Origin of the sequence: Tsukamurella tyrosinosolvens, assembly GCF_900104775.1 — a bacterium.
Classification (GTDB): domain Bacteria; phylum Actinomycetota; class Actinomycetes; order Mycobacteriales; family Mycobacteriaceae; genus Tsukamurella; species Tsukamurella tyrosinosolvens.
The window spans coordinates 1,685,682-1,703,730 of sequence record NZ_FNSA01000003.1 but is presented as its reverse complement, the minus strand read 5'-3'; the positions used below and the strand labels follow the sequence as shown (position 1 = coordinate 1,703,730).

Sequence of the window (18,049 nt, the reverse complement as noted above, 5' to 3'; positions counted from 1 at the left end):
TGTGGATGGGCGGCCGCGGGTGCGCAGTGTGGTTGCGCCGACTGGTTGGGATCGCGAGTCGGTGCGTGCGTATGCCGAGTTCGTGATCGCGCGTGATGATCAGCTCGGTGATCAGGTATCGGTCCGGGTGAAGATTAAAGACGGGGAGCCACTGCCGAACCTGACGACCCGGTGGACCGTGGTTTATGTCACTCACCAGAACCGGGCCTTGCGCCGGCATCTGTCGGTAGTCAAGGACGAACGCCGCGCTTAGCCCGCGGTAGCTGCTGCTTCGGTGTGAGCCAGGCGGTAGCTGTGAGTGCCGGTTTCGATGATGGTGCCGCGGTAGGTGAGCCGGTCGACGATCGCGGCGCAGAGTCGTGGGTCGGTGAAGGTGTCTGTCCAGCCGGAGAAGGACTGGTTGGAAGCGATCGCGACGCTGTTCTTCTCTTCGCGTTCGGTGAGGACTTGGAAGAGCAGTTCGGCGCCGCGGCGATCGAGTTCCATGTAGCCGAGCTCGTCGATGATGAGCAGGTCAACGCGGCCGTAGCGGTTGATGGTCTTCGCGAGCTGCTTCTCGTCAGCGGCCTCGACCAGCTCGTTCACTAGTTTGGTGGCGAGGGTGTAGCGGACTCTAAAGCCTTGCTCGGCGGCAGCGGTTCCCAATCCGATCAGCAGATGGGATTTGCCGGTTCCGGAGTCGCCGATGAGGCAGAGCGGCAGTCCGTGGCGGATCCAGTCGCCGGTGGCGAGCTGGTGGATGGTGGCGGGTTCGATGTCGGGGTTGGCGTCGAAGTCGAAGTCCGCCAGCCACTTCTCCCGCGGGAACCCCGCGGCTTTGACGCGGCGAACAGTGGAGCGGCGGTCCCGGTCGTCGACTTCGGCGAGCAGGAGTTCGGCGAGGAACCCCTGGTAGGACAATTGCTGCTTGGCGGCGGCGGTGAGGTGCTGGTCGATCATCGACCGCACTGTCGGCAGGCGTAGGCGCCGGCAGGCCTGGTCAACGGCGGCGAGGGCGGCTTCTTCGGTGAGGCCGCCCCGGCGGCGCAACGACGGGGCCAGCGCATTCGTCTGGTTCTTATTGGCGGTTGCGGTCATAGCCGGGTGGGCCTTTCAATCGGTGGTGGGTCCAGCGACTCAATCGGTGGTGGGTCCAGCGACGCAGGTAGCGCGTCGGAGGCAGTGCGTCGCCGGTGCTGCGGGAGCAGGCGGTCGTAGGCCGTAACGCTGGGCAGCGGTCGCCGGTCGGGTGGCAGGCCGGCGATCACCGCCGCGGGGTCTGCGAGCCGTCGTTGGGTGAGGCTGACAACTCGTTGCTCGCGTCGTTCGGCATGGCGATCGAGATGACGGCCAGCGTTGGCCCCACCTGTCTGGTCGGCAGCGACCGAGGCGTGCGCGAGCAGGCGGGCTTCGGCGCGGCGAGCCTCAACGGCGACGACCTCGGCGCTCACCGCCCCGACCCGCAATGCAGCATCGATGCCGGCGATCACCGCCGCGGCGGGCAGGCTGCGGTGCAGCAGCAGGACGTCGATCAGCTCGCTGGTGCCGTCGGTGTCGCCGTTGACTCGTCGGGCGGCGGCCCAGAACGCATCATGGCTGGCGGTGAACACCCCGGCAGCGCGGGCCTGCGCCAACGCCGTTGATCCCGGCAGGGCACCGGGTTTGAACTTGAGCACCTCGAGGTAGTGGTCGAGGTCGATCTTCGCGGTGCCGCGGCCGGCGACCCGTGGATGCCGCGCGACCAGGGTCCGGCCGTCGTAGACCAGCAGCTGGGAGGCTTGTAGTGAGACGCGGACTCGGCGGCCGATCAGGTGCGCCGGCACCGAATACTTCACCATCCGAACGGTGATCATCGCCGACCGATCGACCCGTGGTGTGAGGATCAGGCCCGGGTCGAAATCCTCCACCGGCAGCGGCGCGAGCGCTGCTCGGTCGTGCTCGTAGTCCTGGCCGATGGTGCGCAGTCGTCCGTCGATCCGGCGGCCCTCGTCGCGGTCCTCCCAGGCTTTGATCTGCTCGTTGAGCTCATCGAGGGACTCGACCTGCGGCATTGGGGTCAGCCGGTTGCGGCGGAACCATCCGACCTCGCCTTCAACGCCGCCCTTCTCGTGCGCCCCGGCGATGCCGGGCTGGCAGTAGAACGGATCGAATCCGTAGTGCGAGTGAAACAACGTCCACCGCGGGTTCTCCTGTCGCCGCCGGTCTCCGCCCTGCAGGACCGCGACCACCGCCGAGGTGAGATTGTCGTAGCGGATATGCCGGGTCGGGACCCCGCCGAGCTCGCGGAACGCCTCGACGTGCCCTTCGAGGAACGCTTCCTGCCCGCCGGTCGGATAGACCCGGTGAATGGCCTTGCCCGAGTGCGAGAGCCGGTAGACGAACATGTGGCACTTGGTCTTCACCCCGCCCAGGATCACCCAGACCTCGCCGAAGTCGACCTCCGCCTCCGCGCCCGGGGCGTGGTCCTGGGCGATGAACACCTCCGTCCGGCGGCCGGCCTCCACCTCGATCTGCGCCCGCCGGACCCGCACGTAGTCCCGCACCGTCGAATACGACAACTCGACCGCATCGTGCTCGATCGCCAGGCGTTCCCGGATCCGCGTCGCGGTGTGCCGCTGCTTACGCGGAGCATCCAGATCCGACCGCAACATCTCATCAATCGCCGCCTTGAACCGGTCCAACCGCGGCGACGACCGCTCCGGCGTCTTCCGCGGCGGCGGCTCCGCCGATGACAACGCCTGCCGCACCGTCCTCCGGTGCACGCCATGCTTGCGAGCCAACGCCCGGATACTCATGCCCTCGACCCGGGCGTCCCGCCGGATCTGCGCGAACAGCTCCACCTTCGATCCCATCATTGGCCACCACCTGCTTCGGCTCGGAAACGATGTTCACGAGCAACCATCAGGTGGGGCCAGATCAAACCGTCGCAACACCACCGGCGAGTCGCAAACGGGGCCAGGTCTAGCCGTCGAGCCGGGGCCTCTTCAAGCTGTCATAGCCAGAGGCTCGACGATCGGCTGATCGACCGTGAGATGACCGATCACACGTTGTACGCGATCACGTCTGCGCCCCCGACGGGATTCGCGACCCACGACATCGACGGACGGGTGTACATCGAGAAGACCGCCGCTGATCGTTCAACGGCACACGGCTGACTGCCTGGTCACCCCTGCGCAGGGGTGACCAGTCCGAACACTCTCGGGACCAACCACAGTCCCGAATCCCCGAGCCCCGCCTGGGCCGTCGATCGAGGATCCGTCGCGACGGTGTCGATCGAGACCAGCGTGAGATCTTCCAACGTAGCACCGTCCCATCCGTCACGGAACCTGTACCCGAAGTTGTACGAGAGGTGGCGCCCGAGTCTCCGGTCCGTCACGCCGAGCAGCTCACCACTACCGGTACTCAACACGAAAACCGGCTCCTGGGCGCTCATCGTCGATGTCGGATCGAAGAACCCTGTGACCGCCTCACCGGGGGATACCGCCGCCAGATTCCGTTGCATCTCGACCAGCCTGTGCGGTTCCATAGGCGGGGGTGAATCGTCTCTGACGTCACGGGCAGTCAATTCCATTGCGCGGACGTAGTTGTTGTTCTTACCGCGCCGCATCTCACACATGCGTCCGCGCACATTCTTGAACCAGGTTCGATCGTCCGGGATGTCGATCACCGCAACATCGTCGCGTGCGCGGCTGAGCGCCACGTACATTCGACGGATCGCAGGCCACTCGCTCTCTTCCTCGAAGGTGTAGTTCGGGTGCACGAGGAACGCACGCTCGAACTCCAACCCTTTTGCACGGTGAATCGTGGAAACGATCACTCTCGACGTGTCTCGTTCCACCAGCGTCAGAGGAACCGTACCGGCCGCGATGAGGGATCGAAGCCGCTGAAGGCTGAGCTGGTTGGGCGAACGTGACTTCCCTTCGGCTCCCTTCAACAGGTACCACGCCTCGTCTCGCAGATCCGCCGGCAACCGCTTCTCGATCGCCGCCTCGACCGTCGACCGCGCGACGTCCGGTCCTGCCAATCCTTCGAAGACCTCGCCCACCCAGCGTGCGGCTCCGAAGTCCTGTGCCGGGCGACGCACGACGTGACTGATGTCCTGCGTCGTGAGCGACCGGGATACGAGGAGCACTTCTGCATTCGAGTTGCAGAGGATCGCCGTGACCCCTGTCGTGTACTGCTCGAGGAATCGCCATTCCGTGATGGTTCCCGAATGGGGAAGCGTCCGTTCGAACGTCGATATGATCTCGTCGGCAGGACCCTCTACCTCATCTCTGATTCGAAGCCCCAGGTCGATCACCCCGAGGGGAAAGGCTCCCCGGGCGCGATAGTTCTTCTCCAGCTCGACCCTGCGCGCCCCGAATCGGATCGCCAGCTGCTCCATGAATTCGGCAGAGGACGTCTTCGAGTGCGAGTCTGCGAGGGTGAAATCGTAGATGCCCTGCAGTGGGTCGCCGAGAGCCGTGAATCCCACGTCGGCGCCCAACCGACCGAGCAGGCCCAACACCATGTCCGCCCGATCCCCCACGAGATCCTGCACCTCGTCGAGGATCACATGAGCGATGTCTTCCAGCCCCTCGACGTCCGTCGAATCGTCGTCCAGCAGACGGATCGCCTGACGGATCCTATGGTCGAAGTCCCCCGTCGGTTCGATGTCGTTCTGTGCCAGCAGATGCGACGCGAGCGAATCGAACGTGCGCACGTCGGTCTTCGCGATGTCACGCGCCTCCAACCGGCTCCGCACGGCGTGCACGGCCGCTCTGGAGAAGCTCAGCACCATGATCTCGGTGGAAGCGGACAGTGCTTCCTCCTCGACGAGGTGCGCGACCCTGCCGGCGACGACCTCGGTCTTCCCCTGCCCGGCGCCGGCGGTCACCAGTAGGCGGGCATCGGCGTCCGCCTCGACGACGGCGAGTTGAGACGGATCCAGCTCCATCGATGCACGGGTCTCAGTCATCCGAGCAGCTCCGTCATCCGGCCGGTGTGCGCGACGAGCATCTGCTCGCGCGCGCGAGACCCGGCCACGTACAACAGGCTCCGGAGTTTCGACAGCTCCCTGGCGTGCGCTTCTCCACGCTTCTTTGCCAGATAGGACGGCGGGAAGTCGTTCTCACCCATCCGTGCGAGCACCACTCCTCTGAACTCCAACCCCTTGGCCCGGTGCATCGTCATCACGCGGACATTCCCGCCCATCCGCTCCACCGCGGTGTCAGACCCTACGACCACCGACGGGATGCCCATCCCCGCCAGCGCCTCCGCGATCTCCGCCACGTGTCGGGACTCGTGGGCGAACACCGCGATCTCGGAGGGCGCGAGCCCCTCCGACTGCCAGGACTTCACAGTGTCTCCGATGCCCTCGTCCTCCTTCGCGTGCGTGGCGAAGCGACGCGTCGACGGTTCGGGACCCCCGAACACCGATCGGGCCCCCTCTAACGTGTCGGCCTCGAGGTCGAGGTCGTCGACGTCGGGGTCGGCCACATGGAGAGTCCAGCGAAGAATTTCGCGGCTCGTCCGGTAGTTGATCGTCAGTCGCCGCGAACGGCCCCGTGTCTCGATCCCGTATCTGGACAACGGAGTGGGCCGCCCGTACAGACGCTGATGCGCATCGCCGACGATGAACAGGTCGTCCTTACCGGGCGGCACCAGCGACCTCAACATCTTCCAGTGAGCGGGGTGCAGATCCTGGGCCTCGTCCACCACGGCATGACGGTAGCCGAACCCGCCCACGAGTGCGCGGTCGGCGTTCAGCGCCGCTGCAGCTCGCGCAGCGAGCTCGGTGAACGTGATGAGTCCCTCGGCCCGCATGAGCCGCTGGAAGTGCTCCACGACACGCCACACGTCCACGCGCTGGGGTCGGGAGAGGCGTTGTGAACGACCGCTCCTCGGAACCCTCAGATACTCCGTCTCCGTCTCGATCGAGTTTCCCAACACCACGAGCGACCACTCGTCGGCGAGGAAGCCCGGTTCCCACTCGCCCTTGCCATCGGAAGCGGCCGCGGACCAGAGTGCCGCGACGCGACGGTCGTCGTCCTGTACGAGCGTCGAAGACGAAAGTAGCGTTCGCCCCTCGTCCGTCGACGCGACGACCCTACGCGCCAGCGCGTCCACGTTCACCACGTCGACGTCTCGCGTGATCTCCTTCCCCGCCAATTCGATCAATTGCGATTCGATCGCTCGGACGAGGTTTCTGGTGTAGGTGGTGAGCAGCACCTTGCCGCGGCTGTCCTCCGCCGGTCGGCGCGCGAGATGCCGCGCCCGATGCAGCGCCGTCACGGTCTTGCCGGTTCCCGCGCCACCCGTGACACGGAACGGTCCATTCCATCCGTCGTGCTCGGCGAGGTCTCGCTGCAACGGATGCAGCCACACTCGCCACTTCGCGAAGTCCCCCTCGAGCACGGCGCGAAGCTCGTCTTCGTTATCGCCGGCTGCTGCGGTGAACGCGAGCCTCGAGATCGGCCGCTCCAGGGCGGCAGCGAGATCGTCCTGGTCCACCATTGCCAGGTCTTCGATCGCGTAGTCGTTCCAGACCTCGTCGGGACTCTTCCCGAAGGCCAGGTCGAGTACGGCGCCGCCCTGGGTTGACGGCAGCGCATCCGCGATCCGCAGGAACGCGTCCTCTCCCTCGACCCGCAGCAACTGCTCGGCCACCGCCGTCTCGATGCCGAAACGCTCCAGATCGGTGATTCGTACACCGGCGGGCATGAACGGCGTGGCCCGGCGGCCCGTATCGTCCCCATTCGCCGAGTCCACAGCAAGCCCCAGCGCGTCTCGATCGAACAGCTCCGCCGCCCCGGTTCGAGGATTGACCTGAATCGTCAACTTGCCCGCGAACTCATAGGCGTCATCGTGCTTCATCACGGCGACGAGGTACAGCGAACCCGATCCGCCCGGATCGATGAGCACAGCACGGTAGTTGTCGTTCACTCGGGCCGTTCGGACGTACTTGTTGGCGGCCCCTTTGGGCTGCTTGAAATCCAACCCCGTGTTGTCGGGGTCCTGCTGGAGCTTCACCATGAAGTTGAGCACCCGAGATTTAATGCTGCCGTCGAGCTTGTCGTAGGAGCCTTGAAACATCTCGTGCATCTGTACGTATCGCATCAGTTCACCCCGTTCGTCAGTGCACCGACCACCTCATCGAGCGGTGAATCGGTCTCGTCGCTCACGACGAAGTAATTCCAATCGTGTTCCGTGAGCCAGAGATCACGCTCTGGATCTGTATCGGTAAGAACCGCCACACGGCGGTCGGGCCATGCCAGTTCCACTTGCCAGATCTCCCTGTCCGTCCCGAGTTCGAACCCCACCTCGGGCACTGGAGCGTCGACCGACGCCAGCCGGTGGACCAGCGCGCCTACGCACGGGTCCATGTACTCGGTTACGACGCTCCACTCACCCGACGGTGCGGGCACGAAATCGATTGCCGTCGTACGGTACGCCAAGGGCACCGGCAGCTTCAGGAACTCGCCGATGGATCCAGCGGTCCACACCGCCGCCATTCGTCTGACCATCGGATCGTCCCATTGAGGTGCAGACAGGAATTGCACGACGTTCGACCATCGGAGCCAGCCACGCCACCGGGCGTCGTGAGTCGCTCCGCCGACCACCTCAGCGGAGTCGTCGAGATACAGCAGCACTCCCAGCGTCGGATCGACGTCTTGCGGGTCCGCACAGATCACGATGGGGATGCCGCTGAGACCATTGCGCGGCACGACCATCACGTCGCTCGGATCGCTCGGGATGTCGCCGCTTCCGCGCGCGACCGCGACCATCGTTTCGCCGAGGGATTCAACGCCGGCGAATACGGGCGATGCAGATCCGTGGTGCGGGGTGGGGGGCTGCACGAGTGCCAAGATGATCGCTTCAGCACCGTCGCCCCATACATCGGCATCGGGATCGGAGAGATACTCGAGAAGAAGTTCGACGGGGTTCGCCCAGAGGTGACGAAGGCGCGGATCCGAGACGTTCTCTGCAGCGGTGTTCTTGACGTGTTGATGCAGCATGTCGGCGGTCCGGTTCTTCCCCGCCCCCGACTCGTAAGCGGCAACGTCTTCCCAGGTGATCGAGAAGACGCGCAACCCGTCGCGGCGAAGCGCATCACGTTTGAGGGCGTCGTCGGCGGTCCGGTTCTTCTCGACGCTGGCGTGGAACTGTTTGCCGTCGAGATAGATCGCCACGTCTGCAGTCTGTGCGTCCACACGTGTGAGGAGGAAGTCCGGCTCAGTCGCCACTCCGCTGCGGACCATCCGAACCAGAGGTCGCATTCGCCAGCGTCTGGTTTCTTGGTCGGGCGCCGGCACACGGAGATCGAGTTCCTCGCCCTTGCCTCCGAGCACGACCTCGTACGATGCGCCCGGCCTCGCGGCCACTTTCGATTTGATCAGTTCACGGAACCGTCGTTCGAGCTCACTGAGCTGAACATCGCCGATGTCGATTCCGGTAACGGTGCCGATGGGTTCGACCTCCCAATCAGCGAGGAAGTCGTCCAACAGTCGCAGCGCGGATTCGCGGGACGCGTTCTCCATGTCCCGGCCCGGTAAGACACCGTAGAGGCACCTGTGGCATGCACGGCGCTCCTCGGTTCTACAGGGGCAGTCGGCCAGGATCTGCCGTGCCGCACTGAGGATTCGGTGCATCCGGTCCGGTTCGCCGAACCGGTCGAGATATCCCGTTCCGCCGGGAACGGTGTCGTGCAGTACCAGGAAGCGTCGGGTGACACCGAGTGAGTCGCTCATACTGGACTCGACGACCGCGAGGTGTTGGGGATCGCCACCGAAGTCCTTCCGAAGCCCGAGAAGCAACGCTCCCTTGAACGAGGCGAGGGTCGACTCGAAGTCGAGGAGTGAGACCGGAAGTAACAGACGTACCGCCTGGGTGCGCAATTCGTGCGAGAGCAGCAGCCTCGTCCACAGCTCGGTTCCCCCGCGCCTAGTCACGCAGTAGCCACGATGTCGGGTTCGATCAGTCGTGTTGGCGTTGCGCGCCACCACGCCGCAGTGCCCGCAGGTGAGGAATCCGGGCGCATTGTGCACGTGCCCCGCAATCGCGAGCTGTTCTCCCGGTGCGTCCCCAAGACCGGTGTTGATGGTTCGAATAGTCGCGGATCGCGCGAACTCCGCGCCGAAAGCCGTGTTCGTGAGGCGCCACGCCTGCCCGATATCCGTCGGTTCGATGTCGACACCTGTGACCGTCCCGAAGAAGGTTCGTGTGCGGTCTTCGGCTTCCTCGTCGATGAGGACGTCATCCAGTCGGTGCACGGCCGATACTTTGCGCAGTTCCAACACGTTCTGCACCGCGCCCGAGTCGGCGACGGCGCCGCATCGGCAACGCGGACAGGATGAGACGGGGGTCGCGTCAGTGCTGCCCCATCCGCAATCGGGGCACAGCCGCGTTCGCCGCCAGTGGGGGCGGGCGGCCGGGCCGATGTCCACGGCGTCGATCTCGACGCGATTGCCATCCGCGTAGAAGTAGGAGCCGGGCGCAAGCTCGGTCAACGCGGTGGAGCTGCCCCGCTCGTAGGTGAGGTCCAGTGCTTCGGTCTGCGGTTTCGAATTCGGTCCGTTGCCGGCGCGGCCGACTGTCCACCAGAGGTGAACGTCCAGGACGGTGGAGTCGTCGAGCAGGTTGTAGTTCGGGAGCAGTCCCACCCCGGACATGCCGGTGAGCGTCTCGCCCGTCGCACGGTCGTAGAGTTGATCGGAGAGTGCTTTGAACTCGCCGGCGCAGCGCTTCCGGTCCTCCTGCTGGGCGTCGTCGAGGTGGCCGTGCCCGTCGAGCACGGCGATGGTCTCAGCGAGACCGTTCATCCGCGACCTGATCTCCTTGGTCTCCTCGTCCCACCGCGCCGCGGCGGCTGCGGCATCGATTCGAATGCCCTCGGCGGCGAATTCTCGCAGCTGTTGCCGCGCGAGCTCGGTGAGCCGGTCTCCGAACAGCGCGAGGAACTCCGTTGCCAATTGCTCGGATCGTTCGACGCAGGTGTCGACGACCATGCGCAGCCAGTTGCCCGTGTCCATTCCGTTGCCGAGGCAATCGGAGAGCCGGGTGGGCATCGTGACACCGGGGCGCAGGGCACCGGAGGCGATCCGATCGAGGCAGTACGCGAGGTACTGGCGCTGCAGGAGTTCGGTGGCCTCCAGGTAGGCGCCGGGTGGCATCACCTCGCCGGCCAGAAGGTGTTCCGGCTGGGCGAAGTAGTACAGATCCCGAGGGGATGTGGGTACTGCCGCGAGGGCGAAGGCGTTGCCGGTGGAGCGCCCTGCGCGGCCGACGCGTTGGAGGTACCCGGCGGTGGAGCGGGGTAGTGATGCCAGTGCGACGGTGCTCAGGTCACCGATGTCGATACCCAGCTCCAACGTGGGCGTGCAGGCCAGGATGTTCGGGTCGGAGGCCGAGCCCCCCACCTTGAATCGGGTCTCGATCTCCTCGCGGTCGTCGCGCGCCAGCAGCCCGGTGTGTTCGGCACTCACGATGCGTCGGATTCGTCCGCCCCGGTATAGATTCCGGTAGAAGTCGGTGTCGGGAACGGCGATCTCCGACAGGATCCCGGTGCACCGCATCCGCGGGCATGGTGCGCCTTCCCAGTCGGCGGCACGCGCGCGCACCGTGGGCTGGGTGTGATGGCACGTGGGGCACGCCATCCGGGTGACGCCGTCCGTGTGCAACGTGATCGATTCCGGTCTGAGGCCGTAGATTCGGGCACCGTGCTCACCGGATCGCTCGGCGAGCGGCCCGGTGCCGTCGGCGAGAACGTTCATCACGCCGACCAGTAGTGCGCGTGCTTCACCCGGGGCGACTCCGAGGCACCGGCGGGTCCAGTCCGTGGACCAGGACTCGCCTCGCGGGGTGAGCGAGTGGAAGTCGGTGTCGCCCGCGTTTCCGGTGGTGTAGAAGGCCGGTGCGGGGCGGCCGCGGGGGAACTTCGGCATGCCCTCGGCGCTGCCTCCCCAGATTGACCAGCGTTTGCCCTCCTCATTGATGTAGGTGGCGAGCCAGGGGTGATACACGCCTCCGGTGATGCGGAGGCGGTCGAGGAGCCCCGTGATCCACGTGCGGTACGCGCCCTCGTCCGGAGTTTCCCGAAGGCTCAGCTGCGGCAGGTTCCGGTGCAGTTCACGAGCGGTGCGGGTGTAGCCTTGCAGATCCGCCTCGATGTCGACGCCGAGCGAGGAGGTGAGCTCCAGGGTGCGGCCGGTGCGACTGTTCAACCCGAGTTCGAGGTGTGACTGGAAGGCGAGCCGGGTCGCCAGGATGCGTCGCAGGGTACCGTCGTCGTGGTCGAGCCAGTCGGCGTCGGTGGTGAGTCTGCGTACGAAGTCGGGCGGGGTGATGGAGTACAGCTCGTCGGTGGACGGCTGTGTGGCGAGATCTTCGCCGAGCTGGGTCAGGGTGCGACTCCCCTGTTGAACACTGCGGAACACTGCGGAACGGAAGTTGAAGGTGAACGCCCGACCTTCGATGAACGCCGCGCGGTGCGCCGCGTCCTGTACGGAGTCGGTGAAGACGAGAGTCTTCTTCTCCGCGTCGGGTAGTAGGCGGGAGCCGAACTCGGTGGTAAGACCCACGCTGAGCAGGGTGGCGACGCTGGATCCCATGTAGCGGATGGAGTTGCGGGCGCCGCAGGACGGGCACACCTCGTTCGCGGCGTCCTCGTCGTCGGCCGATACGTGGACGGCCAGTGTCTCCTGCCCGGGCGTGGTGTGAAGTTCCAGCGTCTCAGGGGCGAGGTGGAGGACGCCGGTCTCCGTCGCGTCGGCGGTGAGGAGCACCCGGTTCTTCGCTCGGCTGCCGGGCCGGGCGCTGTTCCGCCAAATGGTCCGAGATTCTCCGGAGAGGCTGTCGCCGAGTTCGGTCGTGGCAGCTGTCCATCCGGAGCGGCCGCACACGCGGCAGTATGCGGCCGGCAGATGGCGGCGTCCTTCGTCGGGTCCGGAGTGCCACCAACGGAATTCGGGCTCGACGGCGACTGCGCGGAGCATCCTGCTCAGCTCGCGCACCCAGATCTGCACCTGCACGTTGACGAGGGGGCGGACCGCGCCGGATTCGTCCCGGATCCGGGCGATGGAAAGGAGAGCGAGGAACTTCAAGAGAGCGGCCTGCGCCTCGACGGGGCGAGCGGAGTTGTGCACTCCCCAGGGGAGGACACCGGCCTGTGCCATGTCGATCACGGCGTCAGCCGCGGTGCGCGGGTTCGCGCCGAGCACGTCGATCACGACGCGAGTGAGGAAGTGTCTTTGCAGGGCTTCGCCGATCGCCACGGGATCGGCGAGGTCGTTCGTGTCCGCTCGCCCTCCGGCGAGGACAACGCGGGCCAGCGGCTCCCACGTGGACGGGTCATCGGCGACCGGGTCGGGCGCGGCCAGAACGTCTTCGACGGCGGGGATGTCGAGTGTGAAGTCGACGTCGCGGACCACGTCCGCGGAGGTCAGGGAGGTCTCACCGACGACGGATTCTGGTTCGAACCCGCTGCCGAACACCGTAGCGGCGAATTCCCGCAGTTCGACCGATCGAGATCCGCTTCCCAGAGTCGCCGAGGTGGCGACGGGCGTGACCCGTCCGAGGGGGCCGTCTTCGCTGGCGAGCCCCAGTCGTGCTCCGAGTCTGCGGATCAGCATCGCAACATCGGTGCCCTGGGCGCCGTCGTATGTGTGGAACTCGTCGAGGACGAGGTACTGCAGCGCGGTGGAGGCCCCCTCCCAGAGCTTCGCATCGGCCTGGCGCAGCAGCAGGAGGTCCAGCATGCGGTAATTGGTGAGCAGGATGTCGGGCGGGTTGTCGCGCAGTGTGTCGCGGTGGTCGACCAGCGCCTGGGGGGTGGGGTACCGGCGTTTGCCGGTGCCGCCGATGTAGACGCCCGCGGTGACACCGGTGAGCCGCTTGTCGCCGTGCAGATACTGAGCGAGGCGGCGCGCCTGGTCGGTGACGAGGGCGTTCATCGGGTAAAGGATGATCGCCTTTATCCCGCGCTCACCTCGTGCGGATGCCCTTCGACAGTGATCCAGAAGCGGCACCAGGAAGGACTCGGTCTTACCGGATCCGGTGCCGGTGGTGACGATGGTGGGTCGGGCGGCCATGCCGTTGGTGGACAGCCGCGCGAACGCCTCGGCCTGGTGCCGGAAGGGCTTGAATTCGTGGGGCATCCATTCCAACGGCGAGACCCACCCGTCGCCGACGGGCTGGTACGGGGTACGGATCTTGAGGTAGGGGCCGCGGAAGATTCCCGTTTCGGGGTCGCTGAGGAACCCCCGGAGAGCCGCCTGCGCGGCCGGGTCGGAGAGCGCGAACGTGGTGGTGAGGTATTCGACGATCGACGTCTGGACCTCCGCTGCCAGCAGCGAAGGCAGACTCGGCAGGCCCGGGTTCATCGCTGCGCTAGACGTTGTTCGAATTCGGCGTGCGCGGCGCGCATCTCGGCCTCCCGGTCGGGTTTGTAGAACCAGGGTCCGTCGTGATCGGCGTCCGGTGCGAACGGTGTGTAGCGGTCGAGCAGGTCACCATGGTCCTCGCCGTTCATCCACGCCTGCAGGAGCTTGTAATCGTCCTTCTGCTGCCGGACTCCGTGCGCGTGGTGATCCTTGGCGATCTTGCGGCCCTTCGCGTCGAAATACATCTCGTACTCGTACTTGCGGAGAACCGGGAACTGCGCACGGAACATGAGTGCCAGGTACTCCGCCGTCAGGCCGAGCATGATCGCCGCGAGAGCATCGATCTCCACCAGCGCAGCTCTCCGCTCGAAGTCCGTGCGCAGCGGCGTGCCCATCCCCCACTCCCGCTCCGCCACGCCTAGTTCCCCGACCCGTCCGGCGAACGGACTGGTCCATGAGTCGTCGGCGGACCCATCCTCGTACAACGCATCCCAAAGCGGCTGGTAGTCACGGGTCAGGCAGGTCAGACGCATGATGCGGAAAAGTAGTGCTCGGTGTCCCACATGTTCGACTGGAGCCGGGAAGCGATCGGCCATCTCCTTATTGAGTTTGCTCGCGCCGCTCACCTTGACCAGGTAATCGAACGGAATACTCGACCAGAGTCCCGCCACCAGCACGGTGCGCCTCAGATCTCCAGATGCGCGACCATCCACGATTTGCCGAATTGTGTCCGATCCAGAGATCGCCAGCGAGTGCACAGCGTCCACATGCGCTAGCCCGGGTGGAATTAGCGCCGCGTGGAGTGATCGCTCCAGGCCGGGCTGGGTCATGCGCCGCCACGCCACTCGCCAATAGTCGGTCGCGGGCCTATCCCCCCACTTCGGGATTCCGGCGTCGTAGGTGTCACGATCGCACGCCCGCTGATAGTTGGTCCGCGGAATCACCGTCTCGGGAAGATCTTCGAGGTCGAACAACGACCAATCCTTGTTCGATTTGCAAGGGTTATTCGGTTGACGCACCAGCGGCGTCCCGACCGTGAAGTGCGGTCCCTGTAGAACTACTTCCCTCCATGACGATGGGATCGCGGAACTCCACTCTATGTTCCCATCTTCTTTGGCAATCTTCTCATTCCATAGACTCGCCCACCGATACCCAACGTCTGACATCCTCACCTCCTGCCTCGAAAGGTGAGCCAGCACTTCGACGTGCTCAGATGTGACTGGGCGCAACAGACGTGCTTGACGCGGCGGCGTGCCCAGTGTATCGAACAAGGCTCCCCACTGTTCCAAGACACCGATATCTACGGTCGACACCCGACTGGGATGAGGACGCAAATCCCATCCCCCTGAAGGGAATTGAGTACCGGGAACCTCACTTCCCCCACCCACACCTTCGAGCGAGCCATTCACTGTCGCAGGATCCTGCACCGTACAGATGTTCACGAAACTCGGAGAACGGTCGCGGCTATAAATCGACACCCCGAAAGTGATGTTGTTGTCAATCTCTTCGAATATCAGCAGGTTATTCCCGAACTGGAAATGCCGTCGCAACCTGCCGTAGGCCTCACTCCGCAAGCGACCCGCTTTTGGATCGGAGAAGTGGCTCTCGGGATGGAGCAGTCCGGATACGCCCTCGGTCCCCGAGTTCCGCCACACCCGCTCAATGAAGTTCGTGTAGAGATTCGTTCTGACACCCGACAACACAGGGTGTTCGACGGCTGATCCCAAAGATGTCGCAGTGCCGGCCCAGTCGGTGAGTGCCGTCAGGTACCCGGTCTCGACGCCCGGGCGTTCCAGCACGGCGGCACGTCGCTGCTTGAACACCCGGTCGGGAATCTTCTCCTCCAGGAGGAAGTACGGGTCGTACTCGGCGAGCGCCACGTCGTCCTTCCAATCCGGCCGCATCCACGGCGGGTTTCCCACCTGCAGGTCGAATCCGCCTCGCTGGAAGACCTGCGCGTAGTCCAGTTCCCAGTGGAAGAAGCCCTGTTCCTGCGCGATCTCGCGGGCAGTGCCGAGCCACTGGTGCCTCAGCAGCAGATCGGGGATCGAGCGCATGCCGGAGAACTGCCGATCCCGGTCGTCGATCTCCGCCAGCTCGTCGAACCCTTCGGCGAGGTCCTGGAGAGACGTCTGGCCCCGGCCCACCTTCACGATGCCGGCTGCGCCAAGGAGCCCTTCGAGGGTGGTCAGCCACTCGTCGAGGCCGGGCGGTCCGGGGTGACCGGGTTCATGGTCCTGCGCAGAGCCTGTGATGGGCCAGTACCCGAGGGCACACCAGGCGTCCATCGCGAGGCGCAGACGCTCGTACGGTCCTTCGGGATCGTGGAGTTCGCGCTCCACACGTTCGCGATCCACTGCTCCCTGTACCGCGGGGAGTTCGGCGCCCCACACCGCGATCCGCCTGGAGATCTGTTGCTCACTGATCTCCAGGCGCCGAACCACCAAAGCCCATAGGCGCTCGACACGGGTCGCGAGCGCTCGGAGGCGATCGGCCTGCTTCTGATTGGGCTTTCTGCTGACGGTCTTCCGCCAATCACGCAGGTTTGTAGCGGCTTCGGAGGCGATCTCCTTGGCCTGTTTGGCATCGGCGACTGCTGCCCAGCCATGGGCGGGGAGCAGGAAGTGGTGGATCTCGCCGTCGCCGATCGCGCCTTCGGCCAACGGGCGCTCGGTGGGAGGGGTGGTCAGCCAGCTTTTCTTCGCGCGTCCCAGCGCGGTGAGGTCGTAAGTGGCGCGGCGAGCGCCGATCAGGGAGTTGCCGCGGCGCAGATGCAGTCCGAACCACGGGGCTTGCAATCCGCTGTGCATCACGTTGAGCCACAACGATACTTCGGCGAGTTCGACGGCGGTGGAGTTGAGGTCGACCCCATACGAGCGGTGCAGGGCGAGATACGCCTTCACCTTTTGCAGTTCGGTGGTGTAGTCCTCCGGGTTGATCGGTGTTCCCAGCTCGTCCTGGCGCCGGCGCAGGTATTCCGCTGCCAGTTGGTTGACAGCCTCGTTGAGGAAGGCGCCGCTGCCCAGCGCGGGCTCGCAGATCCTGTACTCCAGGATATCCTCAGCCGCAGTGGCTTCGGTGACGAGTTCAGCAAGCGCATGCTTGACCACGAACTTAGTGAGTACCTCCGGCGTGTAGTACGAAGCGCTGCGTTGCCGGTCCCGCCCCGAGAGACGGAACACGAATCCACCTCGGGGATGCCGCACGATGTCCTTGCGTCCGGTCAGCCGGTCCTCCCGCCGGACGATGTCCTCGTCGTCGTAGTCGCCGGAGATAGTCGAAGGGATCAACCACGATCCCTTGTCGGCGTCGCCGTCCTTAGCCACCTCCACCATGTCGTCGTCAGCGATGATGCCGCTGTACGACATCAGCCCCTCGTACACTGCCCCCAGCTGGTTGATCCCCAGCTGCGCGTACGAGATGTAGCCGCGCTGGGCGCCCTTGCGCTTGGACGGCTTCGACAACAGCAGCAGGTTGAGCACCTCCTGCAGTACGCGGTTGCTGATCCGCATGTCCGCACCGTCGATGTACGGCGTCTTCGCGGGGTCGAACAGGTCGGACCGCAACGGCTCGAACACCATGCCGTCGCCGTCCAGTCCACCGGCGTTGTGCCCTGTGTTGACCAGGCGGAACAGCAGATCCAGGGAGTCGTGCAGGTGGTGGCGCTCGCCGGACTTCCCCGTGAGCGGCACCTGGACCAGCTCGCGCAGGCGATCGAGCCCGTAGCCGGATTCGTACTCGGGTGTGCCCACCGGGAGTACGCCGAGTTCCGGGCGCGCTTCGGCGAACAGCAGGAACAGGATCCGGTACAGGAACCGCAGTGATTGCGTGGTGAGGTCGCGCGGCAGTTCCGGGATGCCCTCGACCGGCAGCCCGGCCGCGCGGCGGCGGTCGAGCACCTCGTTGGCGATCAGTTCGATGGACGTGCGGAGGCCTTCACGGAGGTCTTCGCTCACGCCCACCGCGTGCTTCTCCGAACTCTCGGTGTAGCGGTCGAGCGCCGCCTTGCCCTCGTCGTCGGGCAGCAGCGCATCCGACGACCAGAGCCCGGCGTGCCAGGCCAATTCGCCCGAGGCCTTCAGATCGCGGCGATCGAGCGCAGTGGCGATGTCGAACGCCAGATAACGTCCCTCCGACCACCGCGCGATGTCGGTCAGCAGCACCACTGCGCCGGCGATCACCAGCAGGTACCGGGGTGCGTCGTCGGTCACGAAGATCTGGGTGATGGCCTCGGTGACGCCGGTGACCGGCTCGATCCGCTCGGCCGTCATGTACAGGCGCAGCGGTTCGATCAGCTCAGCGTCGCCGCCGAACAGCGCGTCGGCACCGTCCACCGGGTGGGCCTGCAGGATGTGGAGGGAGTCGGTGTCGCCGGCGCCGGCGTAGCGCGCCAGGACGGGTACCTCGATGATGGTGTCGGCCTGCGAGGTCTCCACGACCACGGGCGCTGTGGTAAAACCCGCTGCACCGAGCAGGCGCGTATGCAGATCGGTGACGCGTGCGGCGTCCCCTTCGATGGATGCCGCGCCCGGCTCCCCGAGGCCTCCGAGGTACGCGCCGGCGATCGCGGCGAGGCCCTGCACCGGTGTGGCCTTGTCGTGGTCGGCCGCGTCCTTCCACTGCCTGGCCAGGTTCTTGAGGTTGTTCGGGAACACCTCGGCCAACCAGTGTTCCGAGAGGAAGTCGTTGGCATTGTGGATCGAATCGAACAT

General features: G+C 65.5%; 7 protein-coding genes. 1 reads left to right on the top strand and 6 read right to left on the bottom strand.

All coding sequences use genetic code 11. The features are described from left to right. Nucleotide 1: 1 nt before the first annotated feature. The gene (locus BLW32_RS27015; protein ID WP_133298647.1) at nucleotides 2-253 is read left to right on the top strand and encodes a hypothetical protein; all 252 of its coding nucleotides are present in this window, start codon (nucleotides 2-4) and stop codon (nucleotides 251-253) included. On the opposite strand, the gene istB is transcribed toward BLW32_RS27015, so the two are convergent. The 6 genes from istB to BLW32_RS09625 form a co-directional block, all read right to left on the bottom strand. Continuing rightward, nucleotides 250-1,077, bottom strand: a complete 828-nt coding sequence (gene istB, locus BLW32_RS09650) for an IS21-like element helper ATPase IstB (RefSeq protein ID WP_068526535.1) — start codon at nucleotides 1,075-1,077, stop codon at nucleotides 250-252. The genes BLW32_RS27015 and istB overlap by 4 nt on opposite strands. Then, a complete protein-coding gene (gene istA, locus BLW32_RS09645; protein WP_231703188.1) occupies nucleotides 1,074-2,831 on the bottom strand; it encodes an IS21 family transposase in 1,758 nt (585 codons plus the stop codon). The genes istB and istA overlap by 4 nt, the downstream gene beginning before the upstream one ends. Before the next feature lie 311 nt (nucleotides 2,832-3,142). Continuing rightward, nucleotides 3,143-4,936: a UvrD-helicase domain-containing protein gene (locus tag BLW32_RS09640; RefSeq protein WP_068742508.1), complete on the bottom strand. Its 1,794-nt coding sequence runs from the start codon at nucleotides 4,934-4,936 to the stop codon at nucleotides 3,143-3,145. After that, entirely contained in the window at nucleotides 4,933-7,062 is a 2,130-nt protein-coding gene (locus BLW32_RS09635; RefSeq protein ID WP_231857423.1) for a UvrD-helicase domain-containing protein, read from the bottom strand. The genes BLW32_RS09640 and BLW32_RS09635 overlap by 4 nt, the downstream gene beginning before the upstream one ends. 14 nt (nucleotides 7,063-7,076) lie before the next feature. Then, nucleotides 7,077-13,337, bottom strand: a complete 6,261-nt coding sequence (locus BLW32_RS09630; protein WP_068742509.1) for a DEAD/DEAH box helicase — start codon at nucleotides 13,335-13,337, stop codon at nucleotides 7,077-7,079. Next, complete coding sequence (locus BLW32_RS09625) at nucleotides 13,334-18,049, bottom strand: Eco57I restriction-modification methylase domain-containing protein (RefSeq protein ID WP_068742510.1); 4,716 nt, start codon at nucleotides 18,047-18,049, stop codon at nucleotides 13,334-13,336. Before BLW32_RS09625 ends, BLW32_RS09630 begins: the two co-directional genes overlap by 4 nt.

What these genes read in the sequence shown, in the direction of transcription:
- istA (WP_231703188.1), bottom strand. Translation starts at nt 2,831, where the DNA reads ATGGGATCGAAGGTGGAGCTGTTCGCGCAGATCCGGCGGGACGCCCGG.
- BLW32_RS09625 (WP_068742510.1), bottom strand. Translation starts at nt 18,049, where the DNA reads ATGTTCGATTCGATCCACAATGCCAACGACTTCCTCTCGGAACACTGG.
- BLW32_RS09630 (WP_068742509.1), bottom strand. Translation starts at nt 13,337, where the DNA reads ATGAACCCGGGCCTGCCGAGTCTGCCTTCGCTGCTGGCAGCGGAGGTC.
- istB (WP_068526535.1), bottom strand. Translation starts at nt 1,077, where the DNA reads ATGACCGCAACCGCCAATAAGAACCAGACGAATGCGCTGGCCCCGTCG.
- BLW32_RS09635 (WP_231857423.1), bottom strand. Translation starts at nt 7,062, where the DNA reads ATGCACGAGATGTTTCAAGGCTCCTACGACAAGCTCGACGGCAGCATT.
- BLW32_RS09640 (WP_068742508.1), bottom strand. Translation starts at nt 4,936, where the DNA reads ATGACTGAGACCCGTGCATCGATGGAGCTGGATCCGTCTCAACTCGCC.